Here is a 17,823-nt window from a genome sequence, read left to right on the forward strand (position 1 = left end):
CATCACTGTACCAATTGATGCCAACGTTGCCGAAATCATAGCTGACATCCTTCACCTTGGTGAAGGGTTTGATCCAGTCAACGCGCTTCCCTTGCTCGCCCCAAAAGGCCACTGGATCAGCGATAGATGCGGCATACATCTCGTCGTATTTTGCAGCGTTTACGTGGGCGTTTGCTGCGATCTCGCGGGAGGGGGGATATGTGTCAGACATGGGAAACGTCTCCAATAGTTAAGCCTTCGCAGCGATCTGCGGTCTGGCCTGTCAAATTTCGTCTAGTGATGCACGCAATGGGCAAAATGAAAAGGCCCGAAACACGAAGGGGACCGCGTCTCGGGCCTAGTCTCAATCAGATTGCGAGGTACTCAGCGCGCAGCGCTTCGTTTTCCAGAACCTCAGACGCGAGACCGTCAAAGACGATGCCACCTGTGTCTAGAATAACCGCACGATCCGCGAGCTCGAGTGCGCGAACAGCGTTTTGTTCAACGATAACCGTTGTGATGCCTTGCTCTTTAATGATGCGGAGCGTCTTTTCGATTTCGTCAACGATAACCGGAGCGAGACCCTCATAAGGTTCATCCAAAAGAAGAACTTTGATGTCGCGCGCCAACGCCCGGGCAATGGCGAGCATTTGCTGCTCACCACCAGAAAGCGTGATGCCTTCTTGGTTGCGGCGCTCACCAAGGCGCGGGAACAGATCGTAAAGACGCTCAATGGACCAACCAATAGGCGGCGCGATCTGTGCCAGCTTGAGGTTCTCTTCCACTGTCAAACCCGCGATGATGCGGCGATCTTCTGGAACTAGGCCCAAGCCAGCAATGGAAGCCTCATGGGCCTTCATGTTGTGCAACGGCTGGTGATCCAGCCAGATTTCACCCTTTTTGACTTCGGGATCGCCCAAGCGCGCGATAGAGCGCAAGGTTGATGTTTTGCCCGCGCCGTTGCGTCCGAGCAGGGCGAGGATTTCGCCTTCATGGACGTTAAAGCTGATGCCTTGCACGATGTAGCTTTCGCCATAGTAAGAGTGCATGTCATAGACAGACAGATACGCTGGCGCCGTGCTGGCGTGGTTGGCGTTCTTGGAGATTTCTGTTGGTGCGTTCATTGTGAAAGCTCCCTTTATGCCGTTTCGCCAAGATACGCTTCGCGTACCTTAGGATGGCCTTTGATATTGTCAGGCGTGTCTTCCACCAGCGGCGTGCCCTGCGCGAGAACAGTGATGCGCTCGGCAAGCGAGAAGACCACATGCATATCGTGCTCGATGATCGCGATTGTGATGTCGCGCTCTTCTTTGATCTGCTTGAGCAAGTCGATGGTGTTGTTCGTATCTGCGCGGGCCATGCCGGCCGTTGGTTCATCGAGCAACAACAGACGCGGTTCTTGGGACAGGCACATGCCGATCTCGAGGCGACGTTTGTCACCGCGGCTGAGGGAGGCTGCATTCATATGGCGTTTGTCGGCCATATTCATTTCTTCCAGCATTTCCTCAGCGCTCTCGATGATGTCCTTTTGACCACCAACTGATCCAATCGCATTCAATTCGAACGCGCCGTCCCGTTTGGCAAAGCAAGGGATCATCATGTTCTCTTGCACAGACAGATCGCCAAAGATTTCAGGCGTTTGAAACACGCGGCTGATGCCCATTTGGTTGATCTCGTAAGGCATACGCCCGAGGACGGACTGTCCGTCGAACATTACAGAGCCCGTGTCAGGGATCAGTTTGCCAACGAAGCAGTTGAGCAGTGTCGATTTACCGGCGCCGTTCGGACCGATGATGGCATGGACAGAGTTCTCTGCGACTGAGAGATTTACATCTCCCAGTGCTTGCAGACCGCCAAAGCGTTTGCCCACGTTTTTAACTTCAAGGATACCCATGTTTTGTCTCCTTATTCCGCAGGTGTTGTTGCATCAGCGCTTTTCGCGCCATCGTCATCTTTTTTGCCGCGCTTGAAGAGCTTGGCGATCTTTTGACCACCTTCCACAAGGCCACCGGGCAGGAAGATAACAACCATCATGAACATCAGACCCAGCGTGAGATGCCAGCCTTTACCGATGAAGGGGTAGATTATCGTGATCACGAAGTCTTCCAAACCGTCAGGCATAAAGGCGAACCATTGCTCGAGGATGGATTTGTTGATCTTGGATACGATGTTTTCCATGTATTTAATGAAACCCGCGCCAAGGACTGGACCGATCAAGGTGCCTGCGCCGCCAAGGATGGTCATCAGAACGACTTCACCGGAAGCTGTCCAGAACATACGTTCCGCGCCAACCTGTGTATCCATCGCAACCAACAGACCACCTGCAAGACCCGCATACATGCCAGAGATTACAAAGGCAGCCAGCGTGTAAGGTTTGCTGTTCAAGCCTGTGTAGTTCAGACGTTGCTGGTTCGATTTCACCGCACGCAACATCAGACCGAAAGGGGAGCGGAAGATGCGGATCGACAGATAGAAGGCGACGAGCATCACAATTGCAGCAATGTAGTAGCCTGCGTTGAAGGTGAAGACCCAGCTGCCCACTTCGAGGTTAACGCTTGAGTTCATTTGCAAGCCAAACAGGTTCGCTCGTGCAGTTTCACCTTCTTCAAGGGCGCGATCCAGAATACGTGGATCGTCATACTTTGGCTGTAGGCCCGTTTCGCCGCCTGTGATGGGCGTCAGAACGGAGTAGGCCAGAGCATAAGACATCTGCGCGAAAGCAAGTGTCAGGATCGAGAAGTAGATGCCTGAGCGTCGCAGTGAAATCCAACCAACGAGGAGGGAGAACAGACCCGCAATCACGACTGAGATCATAATGGCAGGAACGACGTTCATTGTGAGCAGCTTCATCATCCAGATCGCCGCATAAGAACCGACACCCAAGAAGGCCGCGTGACCAAAGCTGAGGTAGCCTGTCAGGCCGAACATGATGTTAAAGCCAATCGCGAAGATGCCAAAGATCACCAAGCGTTGCATCAAATCGGGGTAACCCGCGTTAAACTGCGCCATCGCTGAACCTTCTGGGAAGGGGTTCAGAATAAAGGGAGCACCGAGGGCCAGCACTGCTACAACGAGCAGCAGACCTGCGTCTTTTTTGTTAAGTCCAAACATGCCTTATTCCTCCATCACGCCTTTGCGCCCCATCAGGCCGCGTGGTCGGGTCAATAGAATGATGATCGCCACGAGATAGATGATGATCTGGTTGATACCTGGGATGAATTCCAGAACGACGGCTGTAGAGGCGAAGCTTTCAAGAATACCCAGAAGGAAGCCTGCCAAAACAGCGCCCGGCAAAGAGCCCATGCCGCCAACAACAACAACCACAAAGCTCAGCACCAGAAAGTCCATGCCCATGTGATAGTTAGGTGAGTTGATTGGCGCATACATCGCGCCCGCCAGACCCGCTACCGCAGCAGCGAGACCGAACATAATCGTGAAACGTCGGTCGATGTTGATGCCAAGGAGGCCAACTGTTTCGCGATCAGCCATGCCTGCGCGAACTACCATACCAAATGTGGTGAACTGCAAGAAGGCAAAGACTGCGCCAACGATGAGAGCTGCAAAGCCAAAGTAGACCAGACGCCAGTAAGGGTAGATGATCGTGTTTGGATCAAATCCGAGGATCGCGCCAAAATCAAAAGATCCTGCAAACGCTGCCGGGGCAGGGGTCGGGATTGGGTTTGCACCGTAGTAATATTTGATGATTTCTTGCAAAACGATCGCCAAGCCAAATGTTACAAGAATTTGGTCCGCGTGCGGGCGTTTGTAGAAATGTTTGATCAAGCCGCGCTCCATGATGAAGCCGATGCCGATCATAACCGGAATAGTGAAGAGAAGTGACAGAGGCACAGCCCAATCGATGATCGCATCACCAGTGGATTGCCCGAACATGTCATAGATGTAGGGAACTTCGACTTTCAGCGGATTGCCGAGGAAGTCTTTTTGCGTTTCATCGACAACTGTATAGCTGAACGATAGAAACTTGCTAAAGGTGACTGCACAAAACGCGCCAATCATAAACAGTGCGCCGTGGGCAAAGTTTACCACTCCCAACGTACCAAAGATCAATGTCAGACCCAAAGCAATCAGCGCATAAGCTGATCCTTTGTCCAAACCATTGAGAATTTGCAGGATAAATGCGTCCACGGTGTCCCACCTCCAAGTGCAGCAGTGCCGAATAGGCCAAGGTCTGGGCGGAGAAATCTCCGCCCATTAAGTTTAGTTTAATTTAGAAAAGTGTTGCTTACGCGCCTGGGTTACAGGAGCCCAAAGAACCGCCCGCAACTTGTGGGTGGTCTACTGCGTATGTCACCTGCTCAACAGGTGTCACTTCAACGATCTCAAGAAGGTCGAACTCGGATGTTGGGTTCTCTTTACCCTTCACAACAAGAACGTCCTTGAAGCACTGGTGATCTTCAGCGCGGTACAGCGTTTTGCCGTTGCCCATGCCGTCGAACTCAAAGCCTTCAAGAGCTTCTGCAACGCCACATGGGTTGAACGTACCTGCACGCTCACATGCGTCAGCATAAAGCAGCGCTTGAACGTAGCATGTGTGTGCAGCCTGTGATGGTGGGAAGCCGTACTTCGTACCGAAGGACTTAACGAATGCTTTGGAGCCTTCGTCTGTCAAAGACCAGTGCCAGTTTGTGGAACCGAAGATGCCTTTAACGTTTGCGCCCGCACCTTTCGCCATCAGGCGAGAGTAAAGTGGAACAACGATTTCGAAGTTCTTGTTGTTGATCGTCTTGTCACGCAAGCCGAACTGAACAGCGTTGGTCAAAGAGTTAACCATGTTTCCGCCGTAGTGGTTCAGAACCAGAACGTCAGCGCCAGAGTTCAGAACTGGTGCGATGTAGGAAGAGAAGTCAGTGGACGCGAGTGGTGTTTTCACTGCGTTTACAGTTTCCCAACCCAAAGCTTCTGTGGAAGAGCGAACCGCTTCCTCAGTTGTGTAGCCCCAGTTGTAGTCAGCTGTCAGGTGGTACGCTTTACGGTCTGTACCGTAGTTTGCCGCCAAAACAGGCGCCAGTGCCGCACCAGACATGTAAGAGTTAAAGAAGTGACGGAAGCCGTTGGCTTTCTTATCTTTACCCGTTGTGTCGTTGGAGTGCGTGAGGCCCGCCATGAAGATAACGCCAGCGTCTTGGCAAAGTGCCTGAACCGCAACCGCAACACCGGAAGAGGAGCCGCCAGTGATCATCACTGCGCCGTCTTTTTCGATCATGGACTTAGCAGAAGCGCGAGCCGCGTCTGATTTTGTCTGTGTATCGCCTGTGACGTACTCAACTTTTTTGCCCAGGATACCGTTGCCTTGAAGGGCTTTGGAGCTGAACGTGTTCATCAGGCCGCCGTCGCCGCCGCCGTTGAGGTGCTCAACAGCAAGCTCATATGCGCGCAGTTCGTCCGCGCCTTCGTCCGCGTAAGGACCAGACTGTGGAACGTTAAAGCCGAGTGTTACAGTGCTGCCCTGAGGCGCGTTTGTATAACCGGCGTGGTTTGCAGCGGACAGGTATGTTGGCAAAGCCAAGCCTGCGCCTGCGACTGCGCCTGTCTTGAGCAGGCCGCGTCGTGTAAAGTTACTTGTGGACATTGAAATCCTCCCAGTTTCGTAAAGATGCGAGGGCGGGCTCCTCTTCCCACCGTTCGCGCTTTGCACAAAAGTGCACGTTCTTTGTGGGGGTGGTTTGAAAATTTCACAACAAAGGCTTTGATTGAAACAATTATTTTGTCAACGAATGCACAATGCGATAGTAAATTGTGTAAAGAAATTATTCTGCGCTGCGGAAAGGCGTTGAAAGTGTAAGGGAAATTAGATGGCTCGCGACACTTTAACCGGTAGTCGAATGCGCGAACGTCGCGTGATGATTGGCATGAAACAGGCCGAATTGGCCCGTCGCGCGGGAATCTCGGCGTCTTATCTCAATTTGATCGAACATAATAAGCGTCGGATCGGGGGGAAGCTGCTGCTCGATTTCGCGACAATCCTTGATGTGGAGCCTGCTTCCTTGTCCGAAGGGGCCGAGAGCACGTTGCTCACTTCTTTACGCGAAATCACGGCGAGCCAGCCTGATCATTCAGCCGAGGTTGAACGCGTCGATGAATTTGCGGGCCGTTTCCCCGGCTGGGCGCGTTTGATCGAAACGATGGCTCAACAGCAAAGCTCGCTTGAACAGACCGTGGTCTCATTAACAGATCGCATGACCCACGATCCGCAGCTCGCAGAAGCGTTGCACGATATGTTGGGCGCGGTGACGGCCATTCGCTCGACATCCTCGATTTTGGTGGAAACAGAAAAGTTGGAGCCCGAATGGCAGGCCCGCTTTCACCGCAATATCAATGAGGACGCCAAGCGATTGACCGAAGGGTCCCAAGCGCTTGTCTCTTACATGAACGGCGAAAAAGCGGAAACACAGCAAATCATGACGCCGCAAGATGAGATCGAAGCCTTCTTTGCGCAACATGGCTTTCATTTCCCAAATCTCGAAAAATTGGCCACAGAGGCAGCGGCGCAGACGGAAATCAAGGCGTTGTTGGCTGAATCCTCTGAGCAGCTTGTCTCTGCCTCGGCGCGTATTCAGTTAGAAACACTGTTGCTGCGCTATTGGCGCGATGCGCAGGCACTGCCGCTTGATATTTTGTTGGAAAAGGTAAGGGCCTTTGGTTTGGAGCCAGCACGCATTGCTGCAGGGCAGGCGTTTGATTTGGGTTGCGTTATGCGGCGTTTGGCAAGCGTTTCGGGCACGGAGCTAACAGAATGTTTGAATGATCCAAGGTATGATCTGAGCGCCGATGGGCTCGGCCTCGCGATTTGTGACAGTTCTGGAACGCTTACGATGCGCAAGCCGCTGCGCCGGTTCCCGATTCCACGTTTTGGCTCTGCTTGCCCGCTGTGGACCTTGTACCAAGCCCTGACACGTCCGTTTTCAGCTTTGCGCGAAATCTCTGTGCAAAGCGGGCCGGATGCGGTGCATTTTGAAACACTTGCTATTGCTGCGCCCTTGCACGCGCCAGAATTCGATACCGTCCCTTTATTAGAGGCGCATATGCTTATTGTGCCCTTGGCATCGGCGCCCAGCGGCGTTGATGCGCGTCCCATTGGTGTAAGTTGCCGAATTTGCGCCCGCGAGGCCTGCGTTGGACGCCGCGAGCCATCGATCTTGACGAGTGGTGTGTAAGCTTGCGCTGTTTTGATTGCAAAAAAAACGGGGATGCATATGCTGGCGTTTGCATTGGTAGGGGATGGACTAATGCGTTCAGGAAAATATCCGCGGTCCGGGAGGGGATCACGTGAGCAAACATGTTCTTTTGATAGAAGATGAGCCCAATATCATTGAGGCTGTGAGTTTCCTATTGTCACGCGATGGATGGACGGTGTCGACGCATGCGAACGGGCATGATGCTGTTGATGTCGTGAAAACCAAGAGGCCCGATCTGTTGGTGCTGGACGTCATGCTGCCGGGTCGCAGTGGATTTGACATCTTAACAGAGCTGCGCGCGTCCGAAGGGATCGCAGAAATTCCTGTCCTTATGCTCACCGCACGTGGACAGGCAAAAGATCGTGAAATGGCAACCCGCTTGGGCGCCACACGCTTTATGACCAAACCGTTCTCGAATTCCGAAATCATCGATGTTCTGCATGAAATGAGCGCACCGTGAATACAGCGCCAAATGGGGATGACCCGGATGGCCCTCCGAACCGCCTCTTTCTAGAGCGGCGCGGCTATATTCAGCGCCGCGTCATTGATGGCGCAAAGCTGTTGCCCATCATCGGGCTGGTTCTGTTCATGGTCCCTTTGATTTGGCCCCGCAGAGGAGACAGCGATGCGGTCATTACCTCGAGCAGTTCTATTTACATCTTTATGATCTGGCTGGGTTTGATTGTTTTTGGCGCATTTCTCGCCAATCGAATTACGGCTTCTGGCGCTGTGCAGGATAGCAAGTCCCAAATGAACGCCGCTTCGGACACAACTGGCAAAAGCGGACAGGACTGATGGGACAAATCAATCTGCTTGTCCTTGTGTCCTTGGGCTATGTTCTTGTGCTCTTTATTGTCGCATTTGCCGCTGAACGGGCGGCGCGGGCAGGCCGTATCAAATGGCTGCGAGCGCCGCTTATCTATACATTGTCGCTCTCGATTTATTGTACGGCTTGGACCTTTTATGGCGCGGTCGGCTTTGCATCGCGCTCGGGGCTTGAGTTCGTCACCATTTACCTTGGTCCATCGCTCGTCATGTTGGGCTGGTGGTGGATTGTTCGTCGCCTTGTACGCATTGGGCGCAACCAACGTATCACTTCGATTGCCGATCTGATTTCATCGCGCTTTGGCAAGTCCAACCTCTTGGCCGTAGGGCTGACGATCCTCGCCGTTGTTGGCACGACGCCCTATATTGCCTTGCAACTTCAATCGGTTACGCAGTCTTACGCGGTCTTCGCGGAAACCTCGCAATCGGGGTTGGATCAAACTGATCAAGCGACGATTGCCTTTTGGGTGGCAATTGGTTTGGGGCTCTTCACGATCCTCTTTGGCACTCGAAAGCTCGACGTGAACGAGCGCCATGATGGGGTGGTCATGGCCATCGCGGTTGAAGCAATTGTAAAACTCATCGCGTTACTTGCTGTTGGTATTTTCGTCGTTTGGGGCGTTGCAGGGGGCGTCGCGCCCATGATGGAAAAGATCAACGCATCTGACATCGGCACATGGAATGTCAGCGGTGGTCGCTGGGCAGGGCTCACGTTCCTTTCAGCAGCGGCGTTCTTATGTTTGCCGCGCATGTTCCATGTGATGGTTGTCGAAAACGCGGACGAGCGGCACTTGCGCATGGCCTCATGGGCCTTTCCTGCATACCTGATGCTGATGAGCCTGTTCGTTTTGCCAATCGCGGTTACGGGATTAGATCTGCTGCCGACAGGCGCAAACCCTGACATGTTCGTTCTCACCATACCGTTGAGCCAAGGGCAAAACGGCCTAGCTATGTTGTCGTTCTTGGGCGGATTTTCCTCAGCGACGTCCATGGTGATTGTGGCCGCGATTGCATTGTCGATCATGGTGTCTAACCATATCGTGATGCCCCTGTGGCTGCATTATTCTGGTAGCGGTCTGAGCGTGTCTGGCGACGTGCGTTACGTTGTATTGCTAGCGCGGCGTGTCTCGATTGGGGCAGTTGTAATGCTGGCCTATTTCTATTTTCGCCTCTCGGGCGGGGGCGCTGCTCTTGCGGCGATTGGCCTTGTTTCATTTGCAGGCGTTGCGCAGGTTCTTCCGGTTATGCTCGGCGGTATCTTTTGGCGCGGTGCAACGCGGATTGGGGCACTCGGCGGGTTGACGGTTGGCTTTTTGATTTGGGGGTATTCCCTGTTTTTACCAAGCCTCGGTGAAGGCGTTGTTTATTCGCAGAGCTTTATGGAACACGGTCCCTTTGGGCTGTCTTGGCTCGCTCCTCAAGCGCTCTTCGCGATCAAGGGTTTGGACCCCATCTTGCATTGCCTGTTGTGGAGCATGCTTCTCAATACCACGGTCTTTTGCCTTCTCTCACTTGTGAGCTTTCCGCAACCTTTGGAGCGCCTGCAAGGGGCCCAATTCGTTAATGTCTTTGAGCACGGCTCATCCACGCGCAGTTGGTCCAGTAACGTCGCGCAGTCCGAAGATTTGATGGTCATGGCGCAACGCATTATCGGCGCAAGAGAAGCGCAATCGCTCTTTCGCAGAGAAGCCGAAAAACAAGGGATTTCAGGGCTCGTGCCTGAACCAACCCCTGAGTTCCTAGATGTGCTTGAACGCGAATTAGCAGGCTCTGTCGGTGCTGCGACGGCTCATGCGATGGTCGCGCCTATCGTGGGCGGGGCGGCTGTTTCGGTCGATGATTTGCTTGCGGTTGCGGACGAACGCGCGCAGCTCATGGTCTATTCGAACAAGCTGGAAACCCAATCAGAAGAGCTGCAGCGCACAGCCAAGCAATTGCGCCGCGCGAACGAAAAACTGACGCAACTGTCGGTGCAGAAAGATGGATTCTTAAGCCAAATCAGCCATGAATTGCGCACGCCCATGACCTCGATTCGTTCGTTTTCGGAAATACTGCGCGACAGCGCAGACATGCCCCCCGCAGACAAAGCGCGTTTCGCGGGCATCATCCATTCCGAGACTTTGAGATTGACGCGCCTGCTGGATGATCTGCTTGATCTATCCGTTCTTGAAGCAGGGCGTGTGTCTTTGAACGTGTCGCAAAAATCTTTGCGCGAGATTCTGGATACATCGATTATTGGAATGGGTCTTGGCGCTGAAACGGGGTTTGAAATTCAGCGGCAGCGCAGCCGCGAAGACATTTTGCTAAGAACAGACGTCGATCGTTTGGCGCAGGTTTTCATCAATGTGATTTCCAACGCGCGCAAATATTGCGACGCTGCGGCGCCGTGTTTGAAAATCCATGTTTTTCAATCAAATGAACAAGTTACTGTAGATTTCATCGACAATGGGTCGGTGATTGACGCGGGCATGCGGGATGTCATTTTCGAAAAATTCTCCAGAGTTGGCGAAAACGAAGCAGGCGGCGCAGGCCTTGGATTGTCTATTTGCCGCGAAATTATGATCCGCTTGGGCGGTGAAATTTTCTACCTTCCAGGGCAGGGCGGAAGCGCATTTCGTGTGCAATTTCCACGTGATATGGCCCAAGAATGAAGTGCGTTTAAAGTCTTTGGTAAGACTTAAGCCCTAAACAGTTCCTAATTGAGCATGGCAGACGGGCAAAATGCGCGTACTGTTTTCTGTTGGAGGCTGGGCTATCAAACCCAATTCGGATGTACTTCGGCGCAAGTTGCGCAGCGATAAGGCGGGTCCTGAGGAACAAGCAACCTCGCCGGTTAAAGCTGCGAGAATGAGTTTGGCGCGCGCTGCTGATCAGGCGTTTAAGCTTGCTCTGCGGGTGGGGAGCATCCGCCAAAGTCGCCTTGAGTTGTCCGATATGGTTGAACAGCTTGATGAAAATTGGGCGCTGTTCCCTTTGATACATGATGATGGATCGATTGGTGCGATGTGTATCGATCCGGCCACCAATACCGCCTTTGTCGAGCAACAAACACTAGGGCGTGTGAATGCCGCCACGAGCACGTCGCGAAAATTGACGCGCACGGATAAGGCGCTCGCGCTCCCATTCTCGGACAAGTTTTTGAGGTTGTTTGACAAGGCCTTAGAGGGTGCCCCGACAGGGTATTGGACGCGGGGATATCGTACAGAAGACGCCGTTGAAACACGCCATCTTATGGTGCTTTTGCTCGATGCAAGTGAATATCGCGGGTTCGAAATGAGCAGTGAGATTGCAGGGAGCGACCGCAAAAGCCTGATCCGCTTGTTTTTACCAATGAAGGAACCTGTTCAGCCAAAGTCCCTTAAGTCGAACAAAAAGGATAAAGAGAAACCCGCAAAAGCACGGCCGAAATTACGTAATGCGGCGCTTGCTGCTTCGGTCGAGGTGGATGCGATCATGTGCAAGATCACAATCCCGCTCACCGAATTGCATGGCTTGAAAGAGGGACAATTGTTGCCACTGCCCAAGAACGCAGCGCAAAGCGCAAAACTGCAGGATAAGATCGGTCAAACTGCACTGCCCGTAAGGCTAGGTCAGTTGCACGGGATGCGCGCTGTGCGCCTTGCTCAGTCCTATGCTGACGTCGCATCGGCGCAAGAGGCGTTGCCCGATACAGTTGCGCGCGGTCCAGACGTTGCCCAGAAGTCCACGACATCAAGTCCTGAAGAGGTCAGCGCCGACACACCGCCCGAACGAAATACTTCGGGCAGTGGTGATGAACTGGACGATTTACTCGCGATTGGAAAAGGGTAGCGCAGCTTTATTCGAGAGCGCCGCGCATGCCAGACAGATCATACCCAGCTTTCGCGGCTTGATCCAAAATCGCATCTGCACTTTGCTGGCCCTTTTGCGACAAAGCCCAAATCACAGAGCAGCGTGTTCCTGAGGCGCAATAGGCCAAAACAGGTCCGTCCGCATTCGCAACATATTCAAGCTGTTTCGCGACATTTTCAGGTGTCATCGTTTGATGGGTTAGGGGCAATACTTCAAAAGTGATGCCAGCGGCTGCAGCGGCAGTCGCCATTGCGTCAGCCTGCAGATGGGGCGGAATTTCCGCATCCGGGCGATTGCAAATCACGGCTTTAAAGCCCGCAGCAACAATATCGGGGAGGTCTGCCGGATCGATCTGCGGCGAGACTGCGTAGGTCGGGGTAAGTGGGCGAATATCCATGCGCTGTGTTTAACCTGCGTGCAGAGCATCGTCCAGCAATTGGCGCAGCCTATCGCGGCTAAGCCGTTTCTTTGAGCAACAGCAAGGCTGCTCTAGAGGGCGGCACGCGTTAGCGCGTCAGCTCTTTCATTCCGCGCTCAAGGCCAGACAACGTCATGGGTACCATTTGTTGTTCAAAGACTTCGCCGATCATTCTAATCGATTGGGTATAGCGCCAATGCTGTTCTGGCAGCGGGTTGATCCAAAGATTGCTCTTCCATTGATCGCGCGCACGGCGCAGCCATGTTTCGCCGCTTTCTGGGTTCCAGTGCTCATTGGCACCGCCCGGATAGGCGATTTCATAGGGGCTCATGGACGCATCACCCACGAAAATACATTTATAATCAGGGCCATAGGTGCGCAGAACTTCTTCAGTTGGGATTTGTTGATCCCAACGTCGCGCATTGTCGCGCCAAACGCCTTCATACAAGCAATTGTGAAAGTAGAAGTGCTCAAGATGTTTGAACTCGGTACGCGCAGCGGAAAAGAGCTCTTCAACCACTTTGATATGCGGATCCATAGAGCCGCCAACGTCGAGAAACAAAAGGACTTTCACCGCATTGCGCCGCTCAGGTCGCGTCTTGACGTCCAAGTAGCCATTTTCAGCGGTCGCGCGGATAGTTCCGTTTAGATCCAACTCTTCTGTTGCACCATCGCGTGCCCATCGGCGCAAACGCTTTAGCGCAACTTTGATGTTACGGGTGCCAAGCTCAACACTGTCGTCCAGATTTTTGAACTCGCGCTTGTCCCATACTTTGGTCGCGCGCTGATGGCGGCTCTCTTTTTGACCGATGCGCACGCCTTCGGGGTTATACCCATACGCGCCAAAGGGGGAGGTGCCACCCGTGCCGATCCATTTGTTGCCGCCTTGATGGCGCTTCTCTTGCTCTTTCAGCCGCTCTTTGAGCGTCTCCATCAGCTTCTCGAAACCACCGAGTGCTTCGATCTCGGCTTTTTCCTCTTCGCTGAGGTGCTTTTCCGTCATCTTGCGCAGCCATTCTTCGGGAATCTCAACAGCGTTGATCATGTCCTCGGTGCTGATGTTTTCCAAACCCTTGAACGTGGCCGCGAAGGCGCGATCGAATTTATCGATGTTGCGTTCGTCTTTCACCATGGACGTACGGGCGAGGTAGTAGAAGGCTTCAATGTCATAAGTGACAAGGCCGCGCTTCACACCTTCCAAGAAGGACAAATATTCCCGCAACGAGACGGGAACCGAGCTACTGCGCAGGTTTTCGAAAAACGGCAGAAACATCGTTTAAAGCGCTGCGCGGTGGATGAAGAGGGTGATGATAAAGCCGGCCAAAAGGAAGGCGATGCCATGTGCAGCGGCATATTGAGCCATATCTGCCCAGTTGCCGCCCCGTTTTTTAGCGCGCATTGCGCCCAATGCGATGCCGAATAACCCCGCGATTGTGTAGATCATTGCTTAGCCACGTCCTCTTTTCAGCGGGCTAAGTGATGAGATTTCACGCAACTTGGCCCGCACTGCCCAGTCTGGACCAAAGCCGTATCGTGCCCATCCCAAACTGTCCATACGAACGGTACGTCCTTCTGAGGTCCGTCCGGCCAAATCAAGCGCTTCGGCGCGTTGCAACATCAATGTCGACATCAAAGCTGCGTTTTCATATTTCGCTGCGGTATCCAGATGCGGCCCGATCTGCTGGAGCGCGGCTTCGCCATTGCCCTCAGCAATGTAGAAGGACGCAAGCTGTGAGGCGGCATAAGCGGAATGCAGGCGCGTTGAAGGGTCTTGCCCATAAAGGCGCGCGGCGATGGCAAAGTGTTCACGTGCGCTTTTCAGGTTCACAGACATTTGCAAACGGCCCATCGCATAGTGGCTAAAGGCACGGCGGTGATCGCTCCAGCCCATCGCTACAGCAATTTGCATTGCGTTATTCGCTGCGTTTAGGCGTTCTTTCTGGCTCGCGCCCGGTCCAAGGGCGTGTTGGATCGAATTAATCCAAGAACGCGGAGTGCGTGTCAAACGACGTGGTGCAAATTGAGCGCCGCGCGGATTGATACGGGTCAAAATACCGCCAATGCGGCTCGCGACTTCGTTCTTGGTCATGCCGTTGCGCAAAGAGGGGTCGTAGTAGGCGCGCAGCACCAACATATCGAAGCCTGTCAGAACAGTATGGACGTTGTCATCGTTGAAGACTGAATCTGGCAAACGATAAAGATCGTTCAGTGGGCCAAGTGCCTGCGCGAGTTCTTCATGCAAGCAGTCACGTACTTCTTGCGGGCTTGCATCGTTTGGCAGGAAGATCGAGAGCTTCTTGCGTTCTTTCAAGCTGGTCCAATTGACCAAAGATGTACGGCGCGCAAGGCGGTACTGCGCCATGCTGGATACATTTGGCGCGACGAAACAGGCGGCTTGTGGCAACAACTTGCGAATTTCCGAGCGCGGCACAGCTTCGATTGTGATATTCGCGCTTTCGGTTTGCTGTTGGCTGATGTCGATCCGCGCTTCGGTGCGCAGACGGTGGAGGAGGCGGTTCAGATCGCTTCCAAGACCGAAAGAGGGCTGGCCTGTTACGCGAACAGAAATCGGACCCTCAAATCGTGTGAGGATAGGAAGGCTACGGCCGCTTTCCAGATTGAAGGTCAAATCAAGGAAGTCACGTGCGATGTCTGAATTTGCGCGCAGCGACGGCGTTGGTCGCGGTGCGTTGAATACCTTGACGGCAGGCAGGCTCATTGATGCTGCTTCGGTTTGGGCACGCGTTGGCGTATCCGCAGGGGTCGCAGGCATACAGCCGGACAACGCTAGGTAAAACGGTAATAAAAATCGGCGCATCTAGGTCTTAAACCCCGTCTCGCTCGCACCGAGGTGCGATAATGGGCGATCCGAAGATAGCCTGATTGCTAAAGTGCCCGAATGGGCAACGGCACATCATAACGCGCGAGAGAGCAGTCAAATTGGTTCGGTAAAATACCGAAACACACGCCAAACTTATGTTTGGAAAAATTGCCTGCAAGTTTCTCTCCAGTTCCACCGCATTAAGATGTGATCGGTATGACCAGACACCCTGACAGGTTTAAGAAAACAAAATGGCAATTTTGGGAAATCGCCTCGGAGACAGTAACCCGATACAATTTCAGTGTGTTATAGGGAGTTGTTCACGTTTGGGAAAATGTTGCGAGCCTGCCACCTAGATATAGGGTCTGGGGCAGGCTGCATGTATAGGTCGCCACAATTATGTCATAATTCGACGTGTCATTGGTTCCGGCGCGCCATAAAGGCCAATCGTTCGAACAAATGAACATCCTGTTCGTTTTTGAGCAAAGCACCGTGCAATTTGGGCAAAGCGTTCGCGCCATCGCGCTTCAAATCTTCTGGAGAGAGGTCCTCGGCGAGGAGCAATTTGAGCCAGTCGAGAACCTCAGAGGTGGATGGTTTCTTCTTCAAACCTTGCTGCTCACGGATGTCATAGAACTGCGTGAGGGCTGTCGTTAGTAGGTCTTCTTTGATGCCGGGGTGATGCACTTCGACGATTTTTCGCATCACATCCGGCTCTGGGAAACGAATGTAGTGGAAGAAGCAGCGGCGCAAAAACGCATCGGGCAGTTCTTTTTCGTTGTTAGAGGTGATGATCACGATAGGGCGGTTGTCTGCGCGGATCGTTTCGCCAGTCTCGTAAACAAAGAACTCCATGCGATCGAGCTCTTGCAAAAGATCGTTCGGAAATTCGATATCTGCCTTGTCGATTTCGTCGATCAGCAGAACGACCTTCTCGCCCGCCTCAAAAGCTTCCCAGAGTTTGCCCTTGCGAATGTAGTTCGCCACATCGTGCACGCGCTCTTCACCAAGTTGACTATCGCGAAGGCGACTCACCGCGTCGTATTCATAAAGACCTTGTTGCGCTTTGGTCGTGGATTTGATGTTCCATTCAATCATACGCAGCCCAAGGCCGGATGAAATCTGACGAGCAAGTTCTGTTTTCCCTGTGCCAGGCTCGCCTTTCACCAAAAGGGGGCGTTCCAATGTAACGGCTGCGTTGACCGCAATCGTTAAATCTTCTGTCGCGACATAGTCCTGAGTTCCGGTGAATTTCATCTTGTTTCTCGTCTTGTGATCAAAGTTTGGGCGCACCTTAGCTAGGGATATTTTTCGCTGCAATGTGAAGTTATTGCCTAGTGACAAGCCCGCGCCCGTGAGTTAAGCCGCGCGGTAAGGTTGCCATATACCGAAGGATATTTTTGTGGATGACGGCTTTGAAGAGGGAGGGGGCATGAAATCTGAAGTATTTCTACCCGAAGATTATAAACCGGCTGAAGACGAGCCGTTTATGAATGAACGCCAAACTGAGTATTTTCGAAAGCGCCTGACAGACTGGCGTGATGAGTTGCTTTCAGACGGGCGTGATACGATCGAAACGTTGCAAGATGGGACGCGAAACATCCCTGATGTGACAGATCGTGCAAGTGAAGAAACAGATCGTGCGCTTGAGTTACGTACGCGCGATCGTCAGCGTAAGCTTGTTGGAAAAATCGATGCGGCCCTGCGCCGAATTGATGAAGGTGAGTTCGGTTACTGTGAAGTGACGGGCGATCCGATTTCGCTCAAGCGGCTTGATGCGCGTCCAATCGCGACAATGAGCCTTGAGGCGCAAGAGCGCCATGAGCGTCGTGAAAAAGTACACCGCGACGACTAAAAACGCTGTGAAACAGTTAGTTTCTAAACGCCGGGGCTTTCGCTTCGGCGTTTTTTTATGCACAGATTGTCCATGGTTAATGAGTTAGAAATTGGTGTTATCGGTGGCGGCATCGGCGGATTGGCCGTTGCGACTGCTTGTGCACAGCGCGGCGCCAAGGTCATGCTGTATGAACGAGGCGATGCCATTCGGGCGGTTGGCGCAGGACTTCAAATCAGCCCAAACGGCTTATGCGTACTGCGCGCGCTCGGCTTAGAGCAGGCTTTGAGTGAGTTTTCTTCGCAAGGTCAGGCCGTCAGCCTGCGGCGCGCAGAAGACGATAAAGAGGTGGCGCGATTAGACCTCTCTCTCTTGCCAGAAATGCAGAAATACCACTTTGTACATCGGGGCGATCTGATCGGTCTGCTTCAAAATGCAGCCCAAGACGCGGGCGTTCAAATCTGTTTGTCGCACGCCGCGGTGCAGATCGAAGATGGGGCTCGTTCACGGGTTACGTTTGCAAATGGCGTCGAAATAGAGGCCGATTTGGTCATCGATGCCGGTGGATTGCACAGTAAATTACGTGGCGTTCTAAATGGAGACGAGCTGCCGTTTTTCACCGGACAGGTGGCGTGGCGGGCGATTATCCCGAATGAATCGGATCGCGTTGACGATGTACGTGTCCATATGGCGTCCAAAAAACACATCGTGAGCTACCCGATTTGGAGCGGCTCGGCTTTGAATATTGTCGCGGTGCAAGAACGTAAAGCTTGGGCAGAAGAGGGATGGTCGCATAATGATGACCCTGACAATCTGCGCGCGGCGTTTGCCAAGGCTGGACCTGATGTTCAAGCGATGTTGGATCAGGTCGAAGATGTCAGTATCTGGGGCTTATTCCGTCACCCTGTTGCCAAGCGTT

At 53.1% G+C, this 17,823-nt stretch carries 18 protein-coding genes; 7 read left to right on the forward strand and 11 right to left on the reverse strand.

Annotated features, from left to right (window positions below; genetic code table 11):
* From ABJQ89_RS10360 to ABJQ89_RS10385, 6 genes are all read right to left on the reverse strand, one after another.
* Nucleotides 1–211 (reverse strand): acetyl-coenzyme A synthetase N-terminal domain-containing protein (locus ABJQ89_RS10360; protein ID WP_348496162.1); only part of this gene is annotated, 211 nt, incomplete at its 3' end.
* 136 nt (nt 212–347) lie between these two features.
* Nucleotides 348–1,103: an ABC transporter ATP-binding protein gene (locus ABJQ89_RS10365; RefSeq protein WP_348496163.1), complete on the reverse strand. Its 756-nt coding sequence runs from the start codon at nt 1,101–1,103 to the stop codon at nt 348–350.
* 14 nt (nt 1,104–1,117) lie between these two features.
* Nucleotides 1,118–1,873 carry an ABC transporter ATP-binding protein gene (locus ABJQ89_RS10370; RefSeq protein WP_348496164.1) on the reverse strand — a complete coding sequence of 252 codons (756 nt, stop codon included), beginning with the start codon at nt 1,871–1,873 and terminating at the stop codon, nt 1,118–1,120.
* An 11-nt stretch (nt 1,874–1,884) separates the two neighbouring features.
* Complete coding sequence (locus ABJQ89_RS10375) at nt 1,885–3,090, reverse strand: branched-chain amino acid ABC transporter permease (protein WP_348496165.1); 1,206 nt, start codon at nt 3,088–3,090, stop codon at nt 1,885–1,887.
* Nucleotides 3,091–3,093: 3 nt separating this feature from the next.
* Nucleotides 3,094–4,125 carry a branched-chain amino acid ABC transporter permease gene (locus tag ABJQ89_RS10380; RefSeq protein WP_348496166.1) on the reverse strand — a complete coding sequence of 344 codons (1,032 nt, stop codon included), beginning with the start codon at nt 4,123–4,125 and terminating at the stop codon, nt 3,094–3,096.
* A 97-nt stretch (nt 4,126–4,222) separates the two neighbouring features.
* The gene (locus ABJQ89_RS10385) at nt 4,223–5,569 is read right to left on the reverse strand and encodes a substrate-binding protein (protein WP_348496167.1); all 1,347 of its coding nucleotides are present in this window, start codon (nt 5,567–5,569) and stop codon (nt 4,223–4,225) included.
* 223 nt (nt 5,570–5,792) lie between these two features.
* Here ABJQ89_RS10385 and ABJQ89_RS10390 point away from each other — a divergent pair, with 223 nt between their 5' ends.
* From ABJQ89_RS10390 to ABJQ89_RS10410, 5 genes are all read left to right on the forward strand, one after another.
* Complete coding sequence (locus ABJQ89_RS10390) at nt 5,793–7,154, forward strand: short-chain fatty acyl-CoA regulator family protein (protein WP_348496168.1); 1,362 nt, start codon at nt 5,793–5,795, stop codon at nt 7,152–7,154.
* 112 nt (nt 7,155–7,266) lie between these two features.
* Nucleotides 7,267–7,635, forward strand: coding sequence for a response regulator (locus tag ABJQ89_RS10395; RefSeq protein WP_348496169.1), 369 nt, complete (start codon nt 7,267–7,269; stop codon nt 7,633–7,635).
* Complete coding sequence (locus ABJQ89_RS10400) at nt 7,632–7,970, forward strand: hypothetical protein (protein ID WP_348496170.1); 339 nt, start codon at nt 7,632–7,634, stop codon at nt 7,968–7,970. The genes ABJQ89_RS10395 and ABJQ89_RS10400 overlap by 4 nt, the downstream gene beginning before the upstream one ends.
* Nucleotides 7,970–10,651, forward strand: coding sequence for an ATP-binding protein (locus ABJQ89_RS10405; protein WP_348496171.1), 2,682 nt, complete (start codon nt 7,970–7,972; stop codon nt 10,649–10,651). Before ABJQ89_RS10400 ends, ABJQ89_RS10405 begins: the two co-directional genes overlap by 1 nt.
* Nucleotides 10,652–10,847: 196 nt before the next feature.
* Nucleotides 10,848–11,810: a hypothetical protein gene (locus ABJQ89_RS10410; protein ID WP_348496172.1), complete on the forward strand. Its 963-nt coding sequence runs from the start codon at nt 10,848–10,850 to the stop codon at nt 11,808–11,810.
* A 7-nt stretch (nt 11,811–11,817) separates the two neighbouring features.
* Here the strand turns inward: ABJQ89_RS10410 and ABJQ89_RS10415 are convergent, their stop codons facing one another.
* The 5 genes from ABJQ89_RS10415 to ABJQ89_RS10435 all read right to left on the reverse strand — a co-directional run bounded on the left by ABJQ89_RS10415 (nt 11,818) and on the right by ABJQ89_RS10435 (nt 16,327).
* Nucleotides 11,818–12,228, reverse strand: a complete 411-nt coding sequence (locus tag ABJQ89_RS10415; RefSeq protein WP_348496173.1) for a TIGR01244 family sulfur transferase — start codon at nt 12,226–12,228, stop codon at nt 11,818–11,820.
* 109 nt (nt 12,229–12,337) lie between these two features.
* A complete protein-coding gene (locus tag ABJQ89_RS10420; protein WP_348496174.1) occupies nt 12,338–13,522 on the reverse strand; it encodes a VWA domain-containing protein in 1,185 nt (394 codons plus the stop codon).
* A gap of 3 nt (nt 13,523–13,525) precedes the next feature.
* Entirely contained in the window at nt 13,526–13,693 is a 168-nt protein-coding gene (locus ABJQ89_RS10425; protein WP_348496175.1) for a hypothetical protein, read from the reverse strand.
* 3 nt (nt 13,694–13,696) lie between these two features.
* Nucleotides 13,697–15,067 (reverse strand): DUF2927 domain-containing protein, encoded by a 1,371-nt coding sequence (locus ABJQ89_RS10430; RefSeq protein ID WP_348496176.1) that lies wholly within the window; start codon nt 15,065–15,067, stop codon nt 13,697–13,699.
* A 420-nt stretch (nt 15,068–15,487) separates the two neighbouring features.
* Nucleotides 15,488–16,327, reverse strand: coding sequence for a MoxR family ATPase (locus tag ABJQ89_RS10435; protein WP_348496177.1), 840 nt, complete (start codon nt 16,325–16,327; stop codon nt 15,488–15,490).
* Between the two features lie 175 nt (nt 16,328–16,502).
* On the opposite strand from ABJQ89_RS10435, the gene dksA reads away from it, so the two are divergent.
* On the forward strand, nt 16,503–16,925 hold the full coding sequence (gene dksA / locus ABJQ89_RS10440; protein WP_348496178.1) for an RNA polymerase-binding protein DksA: 423 nt from the start codon (nt 16,503–16,505) through the stop codon (nt 16,923–16,925).
* Nucleotides 16,926–16,997: 72 nt separating this feature from the next.
* Nucleotides 16,998–17,823: FAD-dependent monooxygenase (locus tag ABJQ89_RS10445; RefSeq protein ID WP_348496179.1), on the forward strand; the 826-nt coding region annotated here is incomplete at its 3' end.

It is taken from the genome of Planktotalea sp. (assembly GCF_039984035.1).
Taxonomy (GTDB): Bacteria; Pseudomonadota; Alphaproteobacteria; order Rhodobacterales; family Rhodobacteraceae; genus Planktotalea.